Raw genomic sequence first — 21,607 nt, 5'->3', positions numbered from 1 at the left:
GGTTTATTCCCCGCACCTTGGTGTGTTTAGAAAAATAAATTTTCTTTTTGATATCCCTCTGCTTGCAGCGAGGTAGTTCATTATCTGTTTTTCTGTAATTTGTAAAACAAAATCTTTAAAAAGGAGATTTGAGGTAAGTGTCTTCCCTTGCAAAAAGGAGATTTGAGGTAGGTGCTTTTTTTGTTTATATTATCACATGAGGTATTCTTGCAGAACATTTAAATTTAACTACTATGAGATATTTTTATTTTTTGAAATTCATGGTCATTGTTTTTCTGCTGGCAAACAATGGCGGACTGAACGCTCAGTCAATTATAGAAGAAAATTCACAGGTAATGCCTGGCTCTTCCGTAAAGTACAAGCACTATTTTAACTCCAATGATTACACAAAAATTTTGGATGAAAACGGCAGGAAAGTTTATACCCTCAACCACCTGCCCGGCCAGAATAATACACTCGTTGGTAAGGAAAGTGTAGATGACGTTACTTTAAACATTAATTTGGTTTTCGACCCAGATCAATATGAAGCCCCTTGGGTAATAAATGTTTTTGATGAAACCGGTTATATGAATGGCGCTTTCTGGGAGGGAGCCAACCCGGTTACCATAAACGTGCCACCGGGCAGCTATGATATCTATGCTAATTTTACCAGCGGGGTCACAAGCCGCACAAGCCATATTGTAATAAAAGAACTTGTGGATGTCCAGGAAGAGACCACCATAGAGGTCGATGTGGCCGAAGCAGACAACCACATCACAACCGCGATATATAACGAAACGGGAGAACCTTTGGAACCCGGTATATATGACCCCGGGACAGGCACTATTACAGGAGGAAACGCCGGGGTAATGGCCGACCGCTCCTTATTTTTTGCTCCTATCAACTCTGTTCCTGCCTATTTTAGCTATTATTGGAGCGGTAGGTATTCGGAAGATGAAGAACCGGTGTGGAATTTTTATATTTCGGATGTAAGTAACCGTTACTCCATCATACAAACCATATTTGGAATGGGATATGAAGGCGACAATTATTTCACCAAATATGAAACATTGACGGGAATTTCCGAATCTGTTAACTTGGAAAACAACCCCGAAGATTGGGTATTCCTCCAGGAAAAGTTTCAACCAAGCCCGTTGGGAGAAGCTGCAGGGGCCGTTTATCCCGGGTTTTCAACCCTGAGTGTCTGGGAAGAAGGGTGTTTTTTAGGAGGTTGGATGGTTTCCAATATGGGAGGAAATGGGATAGACCCCGAAGAAGGGTTTAGAGTTTACCTAAACAATCCTTTTGATGAAAATCCAAGTGATTGGCTTGTTTTTCCAAGCATGGTAGATTATAGAGGAATAATAGACCCCGAGTGTGGAGAAGAAGATTTTTTAATCACCAGCAATGCCATCGTGGCAGGAAACGATAATGAAGTTATCTATGGTTCCGGAAATCTCTCTTTTGGTCAGTATTTCTTAGGCGATGCGTTTTACAATACGGAAACCGGGCTTAAATTTTTGCCTTTTCATCCTCAATTCTCGTTCACCTCAACAGATAATTTGGATATCAAACAGGGAAACAATACGCCAATCGCTGTCTCAGCTGTTAGAGGGGTAAGGATTAAGACGCAATACAAAGGAAGATATGGCGAAACAAGGGAAAGTGATTTTTTCAATACCCATGTCGAAATAAAACAAAACAGCAATGTCGTTTTCTCCGGGAGTTATATTGATTTTATGCAGTTTTTCCTGCCCGACAGCGGCCTTCTGGAGGCTACTTTTACCAACTCCAATATTGAAGTAGATGGCCTGGCCGGTAAAAATATTACTCAGGTGATATTTGACAAAGAAGCAGAAGATGCAACTCCCCCTACTTTACAGATGCTGCAATTCCGCAACATATCCGGTAAAGTAACAGACCGCTTTACCTCTGCCGCTGAAGGAACTGTACGTTTGGCTGCCGGAGACTTTGAATTCATACCAGGATCATCCCATTTCGCATATAAAGAAGGCAACACGGTTGAATTATCTTACAGCCTGTACGACCAGAATGATTGGACAGAACTCGAACTCACCAAATATCCCGAGTATTTCCAAATGCCTGCATTTGGAGACTATTACGAGGCTTCACTGGAAGGAATTGAAAACGCGGGAAATGATGTTTGGTACGATGTAAGGATCGTTTGTACGGATGCTGCCGGAAACAAGCAGGAACAGGTTGTTTCGCCTGCCTTCAAAATCAATAATACGGTAGGTGTGAAAGAACCCGTTAATTCATCCGGTGGCTTCTACCCCAACCCCGTAACTGACATTCTTACTGTTGAAAACCCGGGCAATGAGCCCTGCAGCGTAAACATTCTGAATACATTAGGTAAGGTTGTCTATTCCGGCCCTGTCACGAATGAAAGCACACAAAGCATGAATATGAAATCACTGAACCTCCCCTCCGGGATATATTTCATTCAATTAGTTAGCAACCACAAAACCATTGCCGGCAAGAAAATAATCTATAAAAAGTAAACAATTATGGCAAAAGTAGGAAACAACATTGTAACAACAGGGCTCAGCGGGAAGCTGGGCAACCTGATTGTATTCCGTAATCGTGGAGGAAAAACGTATGTAGCTCAAGCCCCTAAAAAGAAAACAACCGAATGGAGTGAAGCACAGGAACGGCACCGTTTACACTTTCAGGAAGCAGTACTTTATGCAAAAAATGCAATAGCAAATGAGGCAACCAAAGAAGCTTATGAAGCTTCTGCAAAAGAGGGTGAAACCGCCTATAATGTAGCAGTAGCCGATTTTATGAATGCTCCGCATATTGATGAGATAGACGTGAGCCATTATATCGGTCAGCCCGGCAGTTACATCCAGATTCGTGCCGTTGATGATTTTGAAGTAAAAGAAGTTACCATAATCATTCAAAATGCCGATGGTACACAGGTAGAAAGTGGTTCTGCTACTCTGCAGGAAGGCAGCATCTGGTGGAGATATACAGCAACGGCTGTAAACGATTCATTGGAAGGAGATAAAATCATTATTCGTGTATCTGACATTCCGGGTAACCTTACTGAACAGGAAAAAGAAGTTTAATTGTTAAATGCTTTTTAAAAAGAAGTAGCTTTTTCGATATGAAGAAACTACTTCTTTTTTTATGGAGCATACAGCTATCATACAGCAACCTTAGAGCTAAGATACAGGAATGCTATTTCAATCATCAGAATATCCACTACCATAATGGTTTTTGTTGTATTTATAAAATCATACAACCAGTATATATAACTAAACAAAAAGGATGCTTAAATATCTTATAATCAGAGCCTGGATTAAGTAGCAGGCAATAATGGATGTTGATATGCCTCGGTAATTTTCCGGACTGTTCCTGGAAGTCATCTTTATACCAATTTCTCTAAAATCAATCCTTACTATGTTACCCACTCAAAGTGATAAAAAACCAAATTTATAACTCCAACACGTTTACATTACCTATTTAGCGACAAGATCTGGCAGATTTGACCGGTATTACACGGGAAAGTGCCAGTCGCATTCTTACTGAATTTCATAATGAAAAAATCCTCGAAATTAAAAATCGCGAAATAACGATTTTAAACGAAAAACTGCTTCGTCAGATCAGTGAGAAAGGGTAAAATATTAGATTAATAGGATGAATAATTCAGTCAGAGTTTAAATCGCTGACTGAATTATAATTAAATAAATTATTTAGCAACGTCCCGTTTCACATCCGCAACCCGGTTTTTCGGCATACACGGTGATGCTGAAAATGCCGTTTTCGCTGTTGCGGTAAGCATCCAGTTCTTGTTTATCAAGATATTGCAGCAGGATTTCGTCGGGCAGGGTAATAACCTTGGTTTTTTGGACTTTTACTTCCTTAAAGCCTGTTGTGGCAATGATGCCAAGGTAGTTTTCCTGCGGCAATGCACCGGCAACACATCCGGCGTACATTACGGCATAATCCTTCAGCTTTTCGGGAAGTTCGCCCCTGAGCACTACATCGGAAATACTGAAATGTCCGCCGGGTTTGAGTACACGGTAAATTTCCGCAAAGGCTTTCTGCTTGTCAGGAACTAAATTCAGCACGCAGTTGCTTACGATCACATCGGCTTTATTGGCGGTTACGGGCATTTTCTCGATGTCGCCATAGCGAAATTCCACATTGTTGAAACCTAATTTTTCGGCATTTTCACGGGCTTTTTTGATCATCTCTTCCGTAAAATCAATGCCGATAACTTTTCCGGTTTCGCCGGTGATGGCACGGGCAACAAAGCAGTCGTTACCGGCTCCCGAGCCAAGGTCAATCACCGTATCGCCTTTTTTTATCAGGGCAAATTCGGTAGGTAATCCGCAGCCCAAGCCAAGGTCGGCATCGGGGTTGTAGCCTTCCAGATTTTTGTAGTCTTCGTTAAATACAGAGTATTCAACGCCAAAGCAGGAGGTGCCGCATCCGCAGAGGGAGGTTTCATTTTGAGCTTTGCTCTGGTTAGCAATTTGTCCGTACTTTTCCTGTACGATTTCTTTGATTTTTTCAGGTGTTTTCATGATTTGTTTGTTAATGGTTATTAATTATTTGGTTTTTGACCTGGTAAAGTTCGCCGGAAGCGAACCTTCCAGAGTTGGTTATTTATTTTTTTTGACTCTTCCAGGTCTGCCTTCGGCTGACTCTGGAAGGTCGGGTTATTTCTTTTTTTCGCGTGGTTTCAACTGGCACATACATTGTCCGCTCAACCGCTGACTGGTATCGGAAAGCAGGGGCATCCCGTCGCGTTCCCAGTCGGCGATGCCGCCGTTGAGCACTGCCACATCGGTAAATCCGTTTTCCAAAAGGAAAAGCGCCGCCGGTTTGCTGTGCAATCCTACCGAATCGGCAATTATCAGCGGTTTGTCCAAAGGCAGAGAATGAAAATCCGACTTCAGGTTACCGTTTGCGCAAAAAAGAATCTGCTCCACGGCAAAAGCTTTCATGTCAATTTCAAAATCTTCCCGTATGTCAACCAGAACAGCGCCATTTTCAATGGCTTCGGCTGCCTGGCGGGGAGATAGAAAAGCTACTTCTCCGATTTTTAATCCTTTATTTTCAAACCATTGGTTCATACTATTACAATTTAAGCTTTCGCAAAATGTTTTCCTTTAAAGTACAAAGCCACATTCACCAGCCCTATCATCACCGGCACTTCCACCAGCGGACCGATTACCGCCGTAAAGGCAACGCCGGAATTGATTCCAAACACGGCTACAGCCACAGCTATGGCTAATTCAAAATTATTGCTTGCGGCAGTAAACGAAATGGTTGCCGTTTTCGGGTAACCTGCTCCGATTTTCTTTCCCATAAAAAAGGAAACCAAAAACATCACCACAAAATAAATCAGCAGCGGAATGGCTATCCTGACTACATCTAATGGTAATTGTATAATATATTCGCCCTTGAGCGAAAACATGACCAGGATGGTGAACAGCAAAGCTATGAGCGTGAGCGGACTGATTTTTGGAATAAAGCGTGTTTGGTACCACTCCTTGCTTTTCAGCCGGATAAGCGAAAAGCGGGTAATGATGCCGGCAAGGAAAGGAATACCAAGGTAGATGAAAACGCTTTTGGCAATCTGGCCGATGGTGATGTTTACTTCCATGCCTTTCAGCCCAAATACTCCGGGCAAAATGGTGATAAACACCCAAGCATAAACCGAGAAAAACAACACCTGGAAAATGCTGTTGAATGCTACCAACCCGGCAGCATATTCTGTGTCGCCTTTGGCAAGATCGTTCCATACAATCACCATGGCGATACATCGTGCCAAGCCAATCAGAATCAGTCCGATCATATAATCAGGATAATCCTGAAGAAACAGAATTGCCAGCCCAAACATCAGCACCGGACCGATGAGCCAGTTCTGTACCAGCGAAAGAAGTAATATCTTCCAGTCTTTGAAAACTTTACCTAATTCTTCATATTTCACCTTTGCCAGTGGCGGATACATCATCACGATGAGCCCGATGGCAATGGGAATGTTGGTGGTCCCGGAGCTGAAAGCATCCCAAAACTTTGCAATTCCTGGATGGAGATAACCCCACATCACCCCTACAAACATGGCCAGGAAAATCCAGAGCGTTAAATAACGATCAAGAAACTTTAATTTTTTTTGTGATGGCATATTTTTATAATTTGAAAATTTGAAAATGGTTTAATTTGAAAATGCCTCAAATAGCTTTCGATGAACTGATTATTTTAGAAAGAATGTTGATCATGGATTGAAGTTTTATTTTTAACTGTTCATTTTTAGGATAATTTTTAGACATTTCACAGAGTGTTAGCCAATATTCCGTTTCATCGGCTTCTTTTATAGCAATCTTCATTTTATGTATAAAATCGGCTTTACTTTCAGCATTTTGTGCTTCCCGGATATTTGCACCTATTGACGTTCCCGACTTTAAAAGTTGTTTTGCAATTACAAACTTCTTGTTTTCCTCCAGCAATTCGGAAAAGTCAATGATATCAAGCGCAAATTCAAGCGACAGCTTCACAATTAAATTATCTCTATCATTTCTCATAACTTCTTTATTTTCAAATTTTCAAATTGATTCATTATCTCATTTCGTATGCGACGATAAACTTCAAGCCTTTCTTCTTCATTGCCACGGGCATCAGCAGGATCCTCAAAACCGATATGCAGACGATGTTTAACCTTCCCTGTAAATATTGGGCAACTTTCGCGGGCATTATCACACACGGTAATCACATAATCAAAATCATAGCCAATAAATTGCTGAATATTTTTTGGTTGATGATGGCTTATATCTATTTCAGCCTCTTCCATTACTTTTACAGCCAAAGGATTGACTTCCTTTTCGGGTTTTGTGCCCGCCGAAAAGATTTTCCATTCCGGGTGCAACGAACGGAGAAAACCTTCAGCCATCTGGCTGCGGCAGGAGTTACCGGTACATAAAATCAGGATTTTCATCTTAAATAGTTTTATTTACAATTACAATTTTCAGAAATATTGATTTCATTAATAAATTTCTCTGACATTATTTTTAAAGCCTTAATTTTCTCAAGGTTTAAACAATAAAATGTTTTGGTTCCTTCGGTATGCCAAATGAGCAAACCGACATTTTTAAGTTCTGCTAAATGCTGATTTACCGTTGTCCGGCTTAGGGGCAACTCATCCGAAATATCACCGCTGATACAAGTCCGGGTTTCTGCCAGGTACTTTAATATCGCCAGCCGTGCCGGGTGTGCCAACGCTTTATACAGCTCTGCACAAGTTTGAAGTTCAGTGTCGAATAGGTCTATTTTAGCGTATGCCATAATTCATTTTTTTACAAAATTAAGAAACAAGAACAGATTCCCTGACTTTTTGTTCTGACAAATGTCCGTCACTCAAATGAATTTTTAGGTTTCCATACCCGGCTGCAACGGGGCTGTGCGTAACCATAATCACGGTAATACCTTTGGTTTGATTTATTTTTTTTAGAAAATCGAGTATTTCCAATGATAATGCAGGGTCCAGATTTCCGGTAGGTTCGTCAGCCAATATTACCGAAGGGTGATGAACCAATGCCCGTGCAATGGCCACTCGTTGTTGCTGGCCGGTTGATAATTCCCGTGGTAAATGATTTACGCGATTTTCCAATCCGATAAATTTCAGTACTTCCATTGCCCGTTCCCATTGCTCATTTTTTTTGATCTTTTCTAATGTCAGGGGAACCATTATATTATGAATGGTTGTCAGGTAAGGTATCAGGGCAAAATTTTGCATAATAAAACCAACGTGTTTCTGACGGATTTCGGCTAATTCATTATCCGTTGCATTACTAATTTCCGCATCGTTGAAAAATATCTTTCCGGATGTGGGTTTTATTAACCCGAACAACGATAGCAACAAGGTGCTTTTTCCTGAACCTGAAGGTCCGGTAATGGTTACAAAACTGCCTTTTTCTACAGCAAAACTTATATTGCTTAACGCATCAATCAAACCGTCTTTATGTCTGTATTGTTTTGTGAGTTTTTCAACTTTAATGATCATTTCTTAAGCCTCCTGTAAATTAGTGTGTGGATCAATCTTAGCAGCCATGTATGCAGGGATTATTGTTCCGGCAAATGCAATAATTATTGATAAAATAACCGACCATAGTAAATAAATGTAAACCGGCTGTACTACCATACCAGCCAGATAAGGACCTAAAATTAAACCGGCGAGAGTGCCAACAATATAGCCGGCAATTCCACCGCTAATGCCTAAAAATAAAGCTTTTAATAAAAATAACTGATAAATCGTTTTTTTTGATGCACCGATCATTCGCAGGGTGCCTATTTCCTTTTTTCGTTCGTTCACATTAGCCCACATGTAATTACCCATCGAAATACTACCAACAAAGAAAATGATGATGAGAAAAACCAACGAAACCTTATTCATCAGTTGGTTGGTTTCTATTTGAGTGGAAACAATCTGACTAATGGTGGTGATGCGGGTATCGGGTAAAATATTACGTAGTTTTCCGAGCAATCCTTCCGAAATGGCGTTGCAACAGCCCATTATTTCGATGGCACTTATTTGATTTGGAATACCTAATAATTCCTGAACAGTCGCTAAATGTGCAAATACACGGTCGTCGTCCACCGTGCCAGTTTCGGGTAGAATTTTAACCACGTTAAACTCTTTGCCAGAAATGGAAAGCTTGGAGTTTTCTTTAAGGTTTAATTGTTTGGCTGCCTGCGAACCGGCTAAACAATCCAGTCGCTGCAAGGTGTCTATTACTTTTCGCTGTAGTTTTTCATCTTTATAGCCTAATGATTTGTTTGCCCCGGCTGTGGGAGCGCAGGAGGCTTTAACATCATTGCCCGACAATCCTGAATTTTGCCACAATGGCTTCGATGCAATTTCGCTTTTTGGTAAAATTCCTGTAAGAACAATACTGTTTTCTCCAACCTTTATTCGCCGGGTAAGTTTGGGCGACATATTGTCAACTCCTTGTATGGTAGAGTTTAAAATTCGCTCCACATAATCCATTGGGATAGTCGGTGCATCAATATCCGATGTATAATAATCGTCAATGCTGCCGCCTTGCGGCAATACCATAATGTTTGCACCCAGGTTATCAAGTTTTTTTGCCACATTTTCTTTCGATACTTTCGAAATACTTTGTATGGCAACGATTACAGCTATACCAAGGGTAATTGCCAGTATGCCACTGATCAGTTGAGATTTACGGTTTAGTAGTTCCAACCAAACTATTTTATAAATATTCATAAAAACAGATTGTTAAAAAAAATTGCTATTTTTTGGGGGCACAACTGCTACCACTACCGCAACAACTACTTGCCACCTTTTTGGCTGCCGCGGTTAATTGAGTTTTATTTGCTTTAATATCAAATGTCTGGGTTACCTGACCTGACTTATTAATAACATAAATAAGTGGTTCCTTCGACATGGTATTTATTTTTAAATCATCAAAAAGTGTTGTTTCTTCTTTACTTTCAATATTAATTTGTACCACTACGGCACCATTATTCATTGCTTTGGCAGCTTCGTTGCAATTAACTATTGCCTTAGCCTTATCTACCATTTTTTCCGTATAAGCCACAACAAAAACAGCTTTTTTCTCATCAAGAGCTTTCATTATTTCAGAGTATTTTGGAGAAGGAATTATTTTTAGCAGGGCATCAGGCGTTGCATCCTTTAACGTAAGCCCTCCGCACGCAATACCGTTTTTATCAATAACAAGAATAAGTGGCATGGGTGCACCGGCTAAACGATATTTGCTAACCAATGTTCTGTTGCTTGCATCAGCAGTATTTAATTCAATGACTTCAATAGTTTTTGATTTTTTTGCAGATACTTTTTTGGCAACAGCCATTGCCTTATCCTTGTCTTTTCCTGTCTGATCAAAAGCAACAAGGAAGACAACTTTACCTGCTTTGTTGGTAGCAGCTATTTTATCATCTGCTTTATTTTCCGTTGGTGTAATTCCCTTTTGGAAATTAGTCGCGGCAGATACCGTATTATTGGCTTTCGCCGATGTTTGTGAGTTGTTGCAGGACACCATTAACGATCCGCAGATCATTAAAAAAACGATTTTTCGAATAAGTTTCATACAATTGGTTTTAAGATTAATATTTCTATGACGCAAAAATACGTCTTATTTTGAAATAACGTAATAATACGTTAAATAATTTTGTTTTTTTATTACAAGGTTATAAAACATATAAAATCAAATATTTACCTGTTATTATTTATAGAGAATGTATTCATAAAATCAATTAAAATTCAACCGATGTACCAACCTGAAGAAACAGGCATAGCCATTCGACAGTTGGATACCATTTGTTTTCCCAATTATGATAAATCCTGTAGCGAAACAACAGGCTTGCCATCGGCAAGTCCGTATCCTTTTTGCGTTTTCCAACTTTCAGAAGTATATTTTTTCCGTGAAATCTTTTTGGTTATCATGTTGTTTGCTAATTAATGTACGCTTAGGGGTTATTTAAAGGTAAAGATTTCCTAAAACTATCATCAACTACCGCAGGAACATCCACCAAATTTTCCGGAATAAGAATTTGGAGGCAAGCTGCTTATTATTTTTACGATTTCGCTGGCAACTTTATCTACCATTTGAAGGTGCTCATCTGTAAGATCTTGATTCCTTACGATTTCTGTATTCAGTGCGTTTTTATTACCTATGATTTTCGAAACATCTAAAGAACCGTTTATCTTGCCGCTATATTTTTCAGTGCTTCTTTTAGCACAAAGTTTAGCGCAGCCATCAACCGATATTGTTGGAAATACTTTTGCAAAGGTTCTTTCTTCTTCGCCGCCCGCAAGATACAGTGGTAGACAGAGTGTTACTGTATCGATAAATTTAAGTTCCTCAAGAACTTTTCTCGTGGCGAGCCTTGAAATGGTTCCGCCGAGGCATTCCTCGCCACTGCATGATAATATACCTACTTTTGACATTAATATTTCTCCTTACTTAATTGATTTTATTTATTTTAGCTGCGATTTTAGCCGCGATTTCACTTATTACTACTTCGCCGTCAGCATCAAGCTGTGTAGGTGTACCGAATTTTTTCCCTTTATGTTCTTTCACCGTGTCAAGGACTTTAACTTCTTCTATTATAATGCCTCCAGCTATTGAAACATTTTTTGAAGCACACATTTTTGGGCAACCGTCAACGGTAATGCAATCATAACCTTCGATTTTTTCTTTAGCTTCTTTGTCGCCGGTTACTATGTAAGCAAGGCAAACTGTTTCTGATTTTTCCGGACATAATTCATGGACTGTTTTCAAAGCAGCTTCTCTTGCCATGAGACCGTATACTTTACCAATGCCACTGCATGGGATAACTTTCACTTTTTTATGCATTTAAGTCCTCCAACTTTTTTTTCATTATTTCTAAATACTTGTCGAATCCGACTAAGAGTTCTTTGTCACTCTCAAAATCAGTCAATTCAAGTTCTGCAATCCAACCCAATTCATAGGGATTTTCGTTGATAAGTTCCGGTTTTTCTATGAGCGTTTCATTTATAGAAACAACCTTACCGCTAACAGGTGAAATTATATCGATTACACTCTTTGACGATTCAATCTCACCAACTTCGCCGAATTGGTCATTTTCCGCGCCAATTTCGGGCGGTGTATAATATAGAATATCGGAAAGGTTTTGTTGAACGAAATCTGTAACGCCTATTCTGGCCCGGTTTCCGATTACATAAGCCCAGCAATCATTTTCATTAAAGTAAATTTCGGGGTTCTTAGGTACCCTGAAGAGGAATTTGTCTTTTTGATATGTTTCGTATTCGAAATTGTACGAAGCATTTGTTTTATCAGAAGATGATGCGGCTTTCTCTTCGGCACTGTTGAGTCCGTTTAATATTATTTCTATCAGAGCATTTTCATTTTTCAGAAGTCTGAGGTTGCTCTTTAATTCAACATTATGGGTTTTAGCTTCTTCGGTTATTGTTATTTTTTTGGAAACTTTTAAATTCTTTTCCGCAGCAAGTTTACTCGCGCATCGGGTCTGACAGCCATCTATGACTAAAAGAGGATGTTCGCCCGCAATTTTATTGTATTTCGCTTCAGCAACTCTGTAAAATACAGGGCATATAATTTCATTTTTAGCGTTTTCGCACAATTTTATCGCTATTTCCCTTGAAATTGCTCCAGCGCATTTATCCAAACCGTTGCAGGGCAGGATGGCATAATTTTCAATCATTGTTTTCCTCCTTTCTTATTTCCTTGATTCGTTGAGTCGTCGCATTTTTATCAGGAAACGATAGTGCGTCGGGACCGCAAATCTTTGAGCATGCCCGGCAAAAAACCACACAATTATTAGGATTCTTTACAATCAATTTAATATTTTCAGTTTTTCTAACTTCAAAGACTTGATGGGGACAAAATTTGGTGCATTCTATACAAAAATCACATTTTGTATAATCAATGGTTGGATTCCAATCGATTTTATCGCGTTCAACTCCCATGAAAGTGGTTTCGCTCATTTCTTCTCCTCCAATTTTTCAAGTGCGGCATTGACTTTTTCAACTGCCTGATCGGTAGTCATGTCGCGCACATCAATTGCGGTTAAATCTTTGTTTACGTCGAGGCCGGCTTCTGCAAAAGCGTCTCGGAACATCTTGCGTTGCATATTTTGAGCACAAGCTCCGATAACAACTTTCCGGTGCGCTTTAAGAAAATCATTTAAAAACCGGTCTCCGTCTTCCTCACAAAGTTGCGGATGGATAAATCCATATTCAACCGGTAGTTCAACTCTCACTCTATTTATAAAATCCCAAATATCCATTTTTGAAAATCCGGGACATTTTCCAGTGCAAACGCACATAATAAAACCAGGTTTTTTTGTTTCAGACATAATTTTATTTTTTTGATAGAAAATTTATTTGAAAAAATAAATTAAAATGTAGTAGATACCGACAAGGATAAATATAATAGCTATCACCAACCTTGACCATTTTTCAAAGATTTTCATTTTGTTGTAAAATGAACCTATGCTTGAAATGCTGTAAGCCAAAAGCCAGGCAATGACTATTACCGGCAATCCTGTGGCAATGGCAAAAACCAATGGAAGGTAAAGTCCGCCTGCGCTCGTTATGGTGATGGGAATGAGCATTCCAAAATATAACACACCGGAATACGGACAAAAAGCCATCGCAAAAACAATCCCAAGCAGCAAGGCGCTCCAGCCGGAATTAAATTTTAATTTCGAGCTGATTTTATCGGTGAGACTACCTCCACCGGGCAACCTGAATTTTATCACATCAAGCATTAAAATCCCGACGATGAGCAGCAACGGACCTAATATTTTTCCTCCATTTGCCTGAAACAGTCGAGAAATCTGGAATTTGCTTGCTCCAAAATATAAAATAACACCCAATCCGGTGTAGGTGATTGCTCTGCCCAAAGTGTAGAGCAAACCGTTGATAAACACTTTTCGCTTGACTTTAATGTCTTTGCTGATGTAACCGATGGCGGTGATGTTGGTTGCCAGCGGACACGGACTGATGGCAGTCATCAAACCGAGAAGAAATGCCGTTAGCATCGGTGCGGTTGTGCTGTCGAGAAGTTGCTGGAGGAAGTTCATAATGTGATAATTTGTTAATTAGCTAATTAGTTAATGTGCTAATGCTTTTTTGAAGTAGCAATGATGCTGGTGAGCAGTTTTTTAATTTCTGTTATTCCGGATAATAATACTTCACAATCGGGATAAGATTTGGAATGTTTGCACAGAAGCAGCCAATATTCTGTTTCTTCGGCTTCTTTTGCCGATATTTTTATTTTATGAATAAAATCATCTTTGCTCTCAGCATTTTGGGCTTCGCGTAGATTTGCTCCTATGGAAGTACCTGATTTTAATAGCTGTCGTGCAATCACATATTTTTTGCTCTCTTCCAGCAATTCAGAATATTCAATAATCTGTAAAGCAAAATCAAAACTCTTTTCCAAAATAATATTCTTCTTTGGTTCCATGATTTAATTTGTTAATTAGCTAATTAGTTAATTAGCTAATATTTTTTTGAAGTAGCAATGATGCTTGTAAGCAGTCGGGACAATAATTTTCCAAAACGACATTCTTCTTTGGTTCCATGATGTGATTTTTTAATTAACCAATCAGCACATTAGCTAATTAGCTAATTTTTTTGAAATTTTACCCTTCAGCCCTTTGATGAATTTATCCGGCTCGTTGCGCGAATAGCTGAATGCAAAATTGGTCAGGTCTTCATCCTTTTCTTTGCCTTTCATCACCTGTACCACATGCAATGCCGAACCCGAGGCTTCGTATTTTGCTGCAAGTTTTTCATTTTTTGCTTCATCCACATCTACTACCGAGAAAACGATGGTTTTATCTGCTATTTCTTTTTTAAAATAGGTTTCCAACGTCTTTTTGGTGTTTGCTTCAATGGAAAGACAGGTTGGACAACGCTGCGTTCCGTGGAAATAATAAACCAAAACCTTTGCTTTTGGGGTAGTTGCTTTTGTTGTTGTTTTCTGGCTGAAAACCAAGGTGCCAATCGTCAGAAAGGCTACAAGAATCCATAACTTTTTCATATTTTTAGATATTTAATTAACAATCATCTTATTAGCACATTAACTAATTAGCAAATTAGCATATTTTCCAATAATTTCTTTCAATTCGCTTACCGACGGTACTCTTCCGTTTAAGACAACCTTTTCATCAATCACCAGTGCCGGTGTACGCATGACACCGTATGCCATAATTTTCTGAATATCTTCTACCTTTTCTACCTCGGCTGCTAAATCCATTTCTGCAAGAGCATTTACGGTTGCTTTTTCCAGGTTTTTACAATTGGAACATCCTGTTCCTAAAACTTTAATTTTCATATTTTAAAATATTATGTTAAACAAAAATCCTATTATTATAATTCCGGTGGCTACCACACCTATAAAAGTGAATATCAACGGAAGTTTTAATACTTTTCGAAGAATAATCATCTCGGGCAGCGAAAGTCCGATTACCGCCATCATAAATGCCAGCGCTGTTCCCAGCGAAGCGCCCTTTTCTATCAGATAATCGCTCAGCGGCTTCAGATAATGATAAATGGCAAACCATACCGGCAATAAAGCCAGCGGCAGGTATTTTTTGTAATTTATTTTAGATGAGGTTATTTGCATGAACCTTCTGTTTTTATCTCTGTTTCAAAAAAACCATTCATCAGTTGCCGGGCAAGTTCCCAGTTTTCGCGATTGATACAATATTTGATTTTTGGGGGATTGATTTCACCCTGGATCAGTCCGGCGGTTTTCAGTTCTTTCAAATGTTGCGAAAGGGTGGAAAGAGCCATCGGCAATTCTGTAGCCAGGTTTCCGCTGTAGCAACAATTTTGTCCGGCAAGCATTTCGAGGATGCGCAAACGTGCCGGATGACTAAGCGCTTTGGCAAAACGGGCAAGTTTTACTTGATTTTCAGTATAATTTGGTTTCATTTCGTATTTCGTAAAATTACGAAGCAAAAGTATAAATTTTTTTAATTCTACAACATTTGTCAAAAAAAAATTATAAATCCAATTGCTCCCTGATAGGGAGCATGGCAGAAATGGCAAGGGCGGCAAATTCGTCAATTGGGATGCCGATTTTTTCGCATTCGAGGATATTTTCGCGCTTTACGGAAGCGGCAAAAGCTTTCTCTTTCATGCGTTTTACAACGGATTTTGGCTTTACGCTAGTGAGTTTACGGTCGGGATAAACGTAAGTGGTGGCAAAAATCAGCCCGGTAATGGTTTCTCCGGCAGCAAGGGCATGCTGAAATTTTGTGTTACGTTCTACGCCGGTAGCAACTTCGTTGTGGTGGCGTATGGCGTCAATTATTTCAGGGTCAACATCAAAGCCTTTAAGCAGGTTTTCAGTTTCTAATCCGTGAGTGTAAGCATCGGCATTAGTAACTTCCACATCCAGGTCGTGAAGCAGGCCGGCAATACCCCATTTTCCCTCGTCTTCACCAAGTTTTTGTGCCAGTGCTTTCATCACAACTTCCGAAGCATAGCAATGCAAAAGCATCTTTTCATTTTTTACATAATTATGCAGTAATTCAATGGCTTGTTCTCTTGTCATGGTTATATTTTTTCGACGGGTAAAAGTAAAAAAATCCGGTTTTAGTGTAAATCTAAACCGTGGAGCATGTATATGGAATGGAAAATCGTTTTCTGAATTTCAGAAAAGTATTCTTCCACGGCTTTAACGCTGCCGGGAAGAGTGTAAACCAATGTTTTGCCAATTACACCAGCAACACTCCGGCTGAGCAGAGCCTGTGGTTTTTCCTGTCCATATTTCATCCGGATAAGTTCCATAATGCCTGGTATTTCTTTATCCAACAATGGTTTAATAATATCAGGGGTGACGTCGCGTTCGCCTATACCGGTACCTCCGGTGGTAATAATGATGTCGGCTTTGTTTTTCAGACTTTCGCGAAGAGCTTCCAAAAGCTTTTCTTTTTCATCAGGAATGACCTGGCGGGAAACCTGGCTTTTCCGGTCTTGTAACCCGAAAAATTCCGTCATTTTTTCTTCAATGCATTTTCCGCTACGGTCTTCGTAAATGCCTTCATAAGCTCTGTCGCTTAAAGTAATTACGGCAATTTTGAAAACTTTTGGCTGGTACAGCCCGCTGTCGCCTGCTCTCAGAATTCCATGCCTGATTACCCGGCAAAAAATACCTTCCTTAGGCATCACACATTTACCTACTTCCCTGTAAATAGTGCAGTTGTCGCCATGACATTCTTTACCTATCTGAGTTACTTCCAGCTCCGTTTCTCCAAAAGTAAAGCAGTCGAGCGGATGGGACTGATAAAGCAACATACCTGATGTGGTGATGTTTTCGGCAAATTCTCCGTAAGAAATCGCTCTGCCGCTCTGCCGGGTAAACTTTTCTATGCTTTCCACTCCAAGAAGGCTCACCTGGCGATGCCATTTTCCGGAATGGGCGTCGTGTTCCACACCCAACGGTCCGAGTTTTATCTCGTTTACGGGTTTTTTGATGGTTCCTTTCTTTTCAGAAATATTGACAGATAATATTTTTATTGGTGAAATATTATTCATGATTAACATAATGAGTTATTTGTTGAAAAATAATCCCACCCAAAAGAACAGTAGGGCGGAAGTAAACAATGACATTTCCAGGGAAATATAAAAAATATTTTTTTCAAGAGTGGGAAAAATGTGGAAATTACTTACCAGAATTCCCAGTGCAATCATCATAATCATTAGCAGATAACTTTTGAAGCTGAAAAAAGAAAAAATACAGGGTTTATCAGCCATAAGAGTGTTTATCCGACGAAGATGATTGTGGAAAACTTTCCGGAAAACAAAATAGAAAAAGGGGATGACTCCGGCTAATCCTATGGAAAAATGCAAAGCAACGTGATGGGAAGAATATAAAAGCCCCGGAATACCGATCCATAAAATTTTGAGTCCGGCAAAACCCCAGATCAAAGCAGCCGTAAATACCAAAGTACGGTGCGAAACGCCGGGTTTCAAACAGATCAAAAGATTTTTTATTCCCATTTTATCGTCTGTTTTGTTTTTTCAACCAGGTGAATGTCGGAAAGGCGCATGGTTTTGTCAACAGCTTTGCACATATCGTAAATGGTAAGCAATGCAACACTAACTGCTGTAAGCGCTTCCATTTCCACACCGGTTTGCCCGATACATTCCACTTCTGATGTAATGGTTACTCCCCTTTCGGTAAGCTGGGTTTTTACCGCCACATGGGTAACCGAAAGCGGATGGCAGAGCAGAATCAAATGCGAAGTTTGTTTGGCTGCCTGAATTCCCGCAAGTTCAGCAACTGTAAGCACGTCGCCTTTTTTGATTTTATTTTCACTTATCAGCGCAAGAGTTTGCGGTTGTAATAAAATTTCGCCCGAAGCTTTTGCTTTTCGTAATTGTGGAGTTTTATGCCCCACATTTACCATCTGGGCTTTTCCTTTTTCATCAATATGGGTAAATGGATGCATTTTTTTTAGAATTAAATTTATTCTACCTTTGCAAAATAACTCAAAGCATATTAATTAATCAAAATTGTTTTGAAAATGGCTGAAGAAAAAATTGTAAAATTCAAGCTAAAGAAGAAGCTTCGTTTCGTTACGGATATGTTATTGGTGTTTTTTGGTATTTTCCTTATTGTCCTTGGTATTCATTATGGACTGGATACTAAAAACATAGGAGGTACTACGCTGGATAATGTACGGTTTGGACTATTTTCAATGGGAGTAGTAATATCGGGAACCCTTTTGATTATCACTGTTTATATAAAAACCCGGAAGTAAATAAACCTCCGATATTATAAAAATTTCCGTTTGTATTTTATGCTCCGCATTGCGGTTTTCCGTTTACAGCTTCGCTCCTGACTTTGACAATGCGTCACCCTAAAAATTTCTCCAAAAATCTTCATCAAATAACAAAGCAATAGATTTGTGTTTTGGAGTTAGCAGCATAGTTTTGAACAGAGTGGTACAGCTTGCCGGAAGTCCGATTTTAATATCTCAACCTGTATTGCATCAAAACCAACAGTCTATTGTGCGGATTTCTTGGTATAAACCATGGTTATTTACCACTACAACGCTGGTTGTACCTGACCGATTTATAATAAACATATACGAAAATACATCTTTTTGACACTTGCGCCACCTAAATGGGTAATGCAAAATTCATATATAGCTAAAATTTAATACTATACAAAACTAAAGCTATTACTGTCAAAGTCAGGAAACACAACTTTTGCAACGGTCTTGTTAATCTTGATAAGATATACAATACCCAAACAAGAAAGGATTGCAAATTTTGTAACGATTGTTTACAAAGCAAATAGATTATTTTACCAGTTCAAAATCCATTTGCTTACGCGATAAATCCACTTTGCGGACCTTGATACGGACAGGGTCGCCAAGTTTGTATTCTTTTCCGAACTGTTGACCTATTACGCGGTAGTTTTCGTCGTCGAGGTAATAAAAATCGTCGTCCATGTATTTGATAGATACCATACCTTCGCAGCGTGTTTCTACTAATTCCACAAAGATTCCCCATTTACTTACACCGGAAATCAAACCGTCGAATTCCTGTCCTACTTTGTCGAGCAGGTATTCAGCCTGTTTGTATTTTACGGAAGCGCGTTCAGCTTCTACAGCTTTGCGTTCCATATCGGAAGAATGTTTGCATCGTTCTTCATATTCTTCTTGGTCAACGGAAGGTTTTTTGTCCATGTAGCGTTCCAATAGGCGGTGTACCATCAGGTCGGGGTAGCGGCGGATGGGAGAGGTAAAATGCGTGTAATAGTCGAAAGCAAGTCCGTAATGCCCTATGTTGTGCGTAGAGTATTCGGCTCTTGCCATGGTACGTACTGCAATGGTTTCTATCATGTTTTCTTCTCCTTTGCCGACAATCTTCTGAAAGAGGCTATTGTAGGAGTCTGCAAGACTTTTACGGGTTCCGGTTTTGAGGGAATAGCCTAACTTTTTCAGAAATTCCACAAAGTTTTGCAGCTTTTCCGGATTAGGAACGTCGTGGATACGATAAACAAAGGCTTTGGGAGCATTAGCAGAGGTTTTCTTACCAATTTTTTCGGCAACTTTCCGGTTAGCAAGTAACATAAAATCTTCTATCAGCCAGTTGGCTTCTTTTTGTTCTTTAACAAAGGCTCCGATGGGTTTTGCGTTTTCATCTAAAATAAATTTCACTTCCTGTGAACGGAAGTTGATGGATCCCTTTTGAAACCGTATATTACGCAGTTGTGTTGCAAGATGATTCAGAATCATCAACTCGTTTTTGAAATCTCCTTCTTTGCCTTCAATCATTTCCTGCACTTCTTCATAAGCATAGCGGCGACTTGAACAGATTACCGTTTTACCATACCATTCATTCAGCACATGGGCTTTTTCATCCATTTCAAAAACGGCCGAGAAGCACAGCTTGTCTTCCTTTGGACGCAATGAACATAAGTTATTGGAAAGTTTTTCGGGAAGCATGGGAATAGTTCTGTCCACCAAATAGATAGAAGTACCACGTTCGAAAGCTTCTTTATCAATGGAAGAGCCAGGCTTTACGTAATTGGAAACATCCGCAATATGGACACCTACTTCCCAATTGCCATTTTCGAGTTTTTGTAACGAAAGGGCGTCGTCAAAATCTTTGGCATCGGGTGGGTCAATGGTACAGGTCCAAACAGAACGAAAATCCCGTCTTTTTTTGATTTCCTGTTCCGGAATTTCAGCAGGAATAGATCCGGCTTCTTTTTCCACTTGTTTTGGAAAGAAAAGTGGAAAATCGAAGGAAGCAAGTATAGAATTCATTTCCACATCATTGTTGCCCGGTTCGCCAAGCACGGCAATGATTTCCCCGAAAGGATTACGGGAATGTTCGGGCCATTCGGTGATATGGGCAACGGCTTTTTGCCCGTTTTTAGCTTTGTTCAGATTTTCGAGTGGAATGAAAATGTCAACAGGAATGGTGAGCGCATCAGGAACGAGGAAAGCAAATTTTTTGGTAACTTGCATGATTCCCACATACTGATTATGTGCACGTTTTACAATTTCTACAATTTGACCTTCCGGTTTGCGCCCTTTACGTGCCGGGAAAAGGCGGACTTTCACGGTATCACCATGCAAGGCATGATGGGTATTGTTGGAAGTAATAAAAACATCTTCCGGCTGGTCTTTCACCATTACGTAAGCCTTACCGGTTTGCTTCATATCCACGATGCCGGTAACCTCATGTTGTGAAGGCATCTCGCTGATGTGTTCCGGGTTCATCTTGAATTTACCGCGCTTTACTTCAATAATGGTTTGCTTCATAGCCAGGTCGTGTAGAATGTTCGATACAAGTTCTTTGCTGGCTTTATCGTTAATGCCAAGTTTGGCAGCTACCTGACGGAAGTTGTACGTTTGGAAAGGGTTGCCTGCAAACACGCCGAGAACGGTATTTACAAAGGAATTTTTGGCAGTTTTCGTTTGTTTTTTAGTGGGTTTTTTAAGCATAAGGTGATGTTTTAATCGTTTGTAAAGGTAATTTAAAACTTAACTGCTTTTAAGAAATCGTTTCTGTTTTGATGTTTCCGGTTTGTTGTTTTTTATCCGAAAAACCTGTTGAAATGCATCTTCTGATTCTTGTTTTGACTACAATAAAATATAAACAACTGGTAATGTGTAAAATTTTTAAAAAACATTCTTAATGTAAAATTTTTAATATTTTTGGCGGCACTTAATTAATCTTATTTCTATGAAAAAATACACATTGATGTTTTCTATAGCAATTGCATTGCTGTTATCGGGAATTCAGTTTTCCGCCATTGCCTGTACCAATTTTCTTGTTACAAAAGGCGCTACTACCGATGGTTCTACCATGATTTCTTACTCTGCCGATTCGCATGTGCTGTATGGTGAATTATATTATCGCCCGACAGCTGATTATCCCGACGGGAGCATGGTTGACGTTTACGAATGGGATTCCGGCAAATACCTTGGTAAAATAAAACAGGTAAACCATACTTATTCGGTAATCGGAAACATGAATGAGCACCAACTTGCCATTGGGGAAACCACCTACGGCGGACGCGAAGAACTTTTTGTACAACCCGGAGCAATTGTGGACTATGGGACA

At 39.6% G+C, this 21,607-nt stretch carries 28 protein-coding genes; 4 read left to right on the top strand and 24 right to left on the bottom strand.

Annotated features, from left to right (window positions below):
• The first annotated feature begins 233 nt into the window (after positions 1-233).
• Both M0R21_00950 and M0R21_00945 read left to right on the top strand, forming a co-directional pair.
• Positions 234-2,501 carry a T9SS type A sorting domain-containing protein gene (locus tag M0R21_00950; protein MCK9616384.1) on the top strand — a complete coding sequence of 756 codons (2,268 nt, stop codon included), beginning with the start codon at positions 234-236 and terminating at the stop codon, positions 2,499-2,501.
• A 6-nt stretch (positions 2,502-2,507) separates the two neighbouring features.
• Positions 2,508-3,071, top strand: a complete 564-nt coding sequence (locus M0R21_00945) for a hypothetical protein (GenBank protein MCK9616383.1) — start codon at positions 2,508-2,510, stop codon at positions 3,069-3,071.
• Between the two features lie 627 nt (positions 3,072-3,698).
• Here the strand turns inward: M0R21_00945 and M0R21_00940 are convergent.
• The 23 genes from M0R21_00940 to moaC form a co-directional block, all read right to left on the bottom strand.
• Complete coding sequence (locus tag M0R21_00940) at positions 3,699-4,535, bottom strand: arsenite methyltransferase (protein MCK9616382.1); 837 nt, start codon at positions 4,533-4,535, stop codon at positions 3,699-3,701.
• 135 nt (positions 4,536-4,670) lie between these two features.
• Positions 4,671-5,087 carry a hypothetical protein gene (locus M0R21_00935; GenBank protein MCK9616381.1) on the bottom strand — a complete coding sequence of 139 codons (417 nt, stop codon included), beginning with the start codon at positions 5,085-5,087 and terminating at the stop codon, positions 4,671-4,673.
• 11 nt (positions 5,088-5,098) lie between these two features.
• Positions 5,099-6,142, bottom strand: a complete 1,044-nt coding sequence (gene arsB / locus M0R21_00930; GenBank protein MCK9616380.1) for an ACR3 family arsenite efflux transporter — start codon at positions 6,140-6,142, stop codon at positions 5,099-5,101.
• 46 nt (positions 6,143-6,188) lie between these two features.
• Entirely contained in the window at positions 6,189-6,539 is a 351-nt protein-coding gene (locus M0R21_00925) for a four helix bundle protein (GenBank protein ID MCK9616379.1), read from the bottom strand.
• Positions 6,536-6,949, bottom strand: a complete 414-nt coding sequence (locus M0R21_00920; GenBank protein ID MCK9616378.1) for an arsenate reductase ArsC — start codon at positions 6,947-6,949, stop codon at positions 6,536-6,538. Before M0R21_00920 ends, M0R21_00925 begins: the two co-directional genes overlap by 4 nt.
• 11 nt (positions 6,950-6,960) lie before the next feature.
• Positions 6,961-7,296, bottom strand: coding sequence for a metalloregulator ArsR/SmtB family transcription factor (locus tag M0R21_00915; GenBank protein ID MCK9616377.1), 336 nt, complete (start codon positions 7,294-7,296; stop codon positions 6,961-6,963).
• A 19-nt stretch (positions 7,297-7,315) separates the two neighbouring features.
• Complete coding sequence (locus M0R21_00910) at positions 7,316-8,014, bottom strand: ABC transporter ATP-binding protein (protein ID MCK9616376.1); 699 nt, start codon at positions 8,012-8,014, stop codon at positions 7,316-7,318.
• A 3-nt stretch (positions 8,015-8,017) separates the two neighbouring features.
• Entirely contained in the window at positions 8,018-9,238 is a 1,221-nt protein-coding gene (locus tag M0R21_00905) for an ABC transporter permease (GenBank protein MCK9616375.1), read from the bottom strand.
• Positions 9,239-9,263: 25 nt separating this feature from the next.
• Positions 9,264-10,082, bottom strand: a complete 819-nt coding sequence (locus M0R21_00900) for a hypothetical protein (GenBank protein ID MCK9616374.1) — start codon at positions 10,080-10,082, stop codon at positions 9,264-9,266.
• Positions 10,083-10,501: 419 nt separating this feature from the next.
• A complete protein-coding gene (locus M0R21_00895) occupies positions 10,502-10,942 on the bottom strand; it encodes a putative zinc-binding protein (protein MCK9616373.1) in 441 nt (146 codons plus the stop codon).
• Positions 10,943-10,958: 16 nt separating this feature from the next.
• Positions 10,959-11,351 carry a putative zinc-binding protein gene (locus M0R21_00890; protein ID MCK9616372.1) on the bottom strand — a complete coding sequence of 131 codons (393 nt, stop codon included), beginning with the start codon at positions 11,349-11,351 and terminating at the stop codon, positions 10,959-10,961.
• Positions 11,344-12,201 carry a hypothetical protein gene (locus tag M0R21_00885; GenBank protein ID MCK9616371.1) on the bottom strand — a complete coding sequence of 286 codons (858 nt, stop codon included), beginning with the start codon at positions 12,199-12,201 and terminating at the stop codon, positions 11,344-11,346. Before M0R21_00885 ends, M0R21_00890 begins: the two co-directional genes overlap by 8 nt.
• A 279-nt stretch (positions 12,202-12,480) precedes the next feature.
• Entirely contained in the window at positions 12,481-12,855 is a 375-nt protein-coding gene (locus tag M0R21_00880) for a hypothetical protein (GenBank protein ID MCK9616370.1), read from the bottom strand.
• 24 nt (positions 12,856-12,879) lie between these two features.
• Positions 12,880-13,584 carry an aromatic aminobenezylarsenical efflux permease ArsG family transporter gene (locus tag M0R21_00875; GenBank protein ID MCK9616369.1) on the bottom strand — a complete coding sequence of 235 codons (705 nt, stop codon included), beginning with the start codon at positions 13,582-13,584 and terminating at the stop codon, positions 12,880-12,882.
• Positions 13,585-13,622: 38 nt separating this feature from the next.
• Complete coding sequence (locus M0R21_00870; protein ID MCK9616368.1) at positions 13,623-13,970, bottom strand: four helix bundle protein; 348 nt, start codon at positions 13,968-13,970, stop codon at positions 13,623-13,625.
• A 153-nt stretch (positions 13,971-14,123) separates the two neighbouring features.
• Positions 14,124-14,549, bottom strand: a complete 426-nt coding sequence (locus tag M0R21_00865; protein ID MCK9616367.1) for a nitrophenyl compound nitroreductase subunit ArsF family protein — start codon at positions 14,547-14,549, stop codon at positions 14,124-14,126.
• Positions 14,550-14,588: 39 nt separating this feature from the next.
• Positions 14,589-14,843 (bottom strand): thioredoxin family protein, encoded by a 255-nt coding sequence (locus M0R21_00860; GenBank protein MCK9616366.1) that lies wholly within the window; start codon positions 14,841-14,843, stop codon positions 14,589-14,591.
• Positions 14,844-14,846: 3 nt separating this feature from the next.
• Positions 14,847-15,134, bottom strand: coding sequence for a permease (locus tag M0R21_00855; protein MCK9616365.1), 288 nt, complete (start codon positions 15,132-15,134; stop codon positions 14,847-14,849).
• On the bottom strand, positions 15,125-15,445 hold the full coding sequence (locus M0R21_00850) for a metalloregulator ArsR/SmtB family transcription factor (GenBank protein ID MCK9616364.1): 321 nt from the start codon (positions 15,443-15,445) through the stop codon (positions 15,125-15,127). Before M0R21_00850 ends, M0R21_00855 begins: the two co-directional genes overlap by 10 nt.
• Before the next feature lie 70 nt (positions 15,446-15,515).
• A complete protein-coding gene (locus M0R21_00845) occupies positions 15,516-16,070 on the bottom strand; it encodes an HDIG domain-containing protein (protein MCK9616363.1) in 555 nt (184 codons plus the stop codon).
• A gap of 41 nt (positions 16,071-16,111) precedes the next feature.
• Positions 16,112-17,053, bottom strand: a complete 942-nt coding sequence (locus tag M0R21_00840) for a molybdopterin-binding protein (GenBank protein ID MCK9616362.1) — start codon at positions 17,051-17,053, stop codon at positions 16,112-16,114.
• A 15-nt stretch (positions 17,054-17,068) separates the two neighbouring features.
• On the bottom strand, positions 17,069-17,518 hold the full coding sequence (locus M0R21_00835) for a hypothetical protein (GenBank protein MCK9616361.1): 450 nt from the start codon (positions 17,516-17,518) through the stop codon (positions 17,069-17,071).
• On the bottom strand, positions 17,509-17,970 hold the full coding sequence (gene moaC, locus M0R21_00830) for a cyclic pyranopterin monophosphate synthase MoaC (protein ID MCK9616360.1): 462 nt from the start codon (positions 17,968-17,970) through the stop codon (positions 17,509-17,511). Before moaC ends, M0R21_00835 begins: the two co-directional genes overlap by 10 nt.
• Before the next feature lie 75 nt (positions 17,971-18,045).
• Here moaC and M0R21_00825 point away from each other — a divergent pair, with 75 nt between their 5' ends.
• The gene (locus M0R21_00825) at positions 18,046-18,282 is read left to right on the top strand and encodes a hypothetical protein (GenBank protein ID MCK9616359.1); all 237 of its coding nucleotides are present in this window, start codon (positions 18,046-18,048) and stop codon (positions 18,280-18,282) included.
• A gap of 543 nt (positions 18,283-18,825) precedes the next feature.
• Here the strand turns inward: M0R21_00825 and rnr are convergent.
• Positions 18,826-20,985, bottom strand: coding sequence for a ribonuclease R (gene rnr / locus M0R21_00820; protein MCK9616358.1), 2,160 nt, complete (start codon positions 20,983-20,985; stop codon positions 18,826-18,828).
• 241 nt (positions 20,986-21,226) lie between these two features.
• On the opposite strand from rnr, the gene M0R21_00815 reads away from it, so the two are divergent.
• Positions 21,227-21,607: C69 family dipeptidase (locus M0R21_00815; protein MCK9616357.1), on the top strand; the 381-nt coding region annotated here is incomplete at its 3' end.

Source organism: Lentimicrobiaceae bacterium, assembly GCA_023227965.1.
Lineage (GTDB): Bacteria > Bacteroidota > Bacteroidia > Bacteroidales > JALOCA01 > JALOCA01.
The sequence above is the reverse complement of the archived record's forward strand: the minus strand, read 5'-3'. Positions and strand labels throughout refer to the sequence as shown.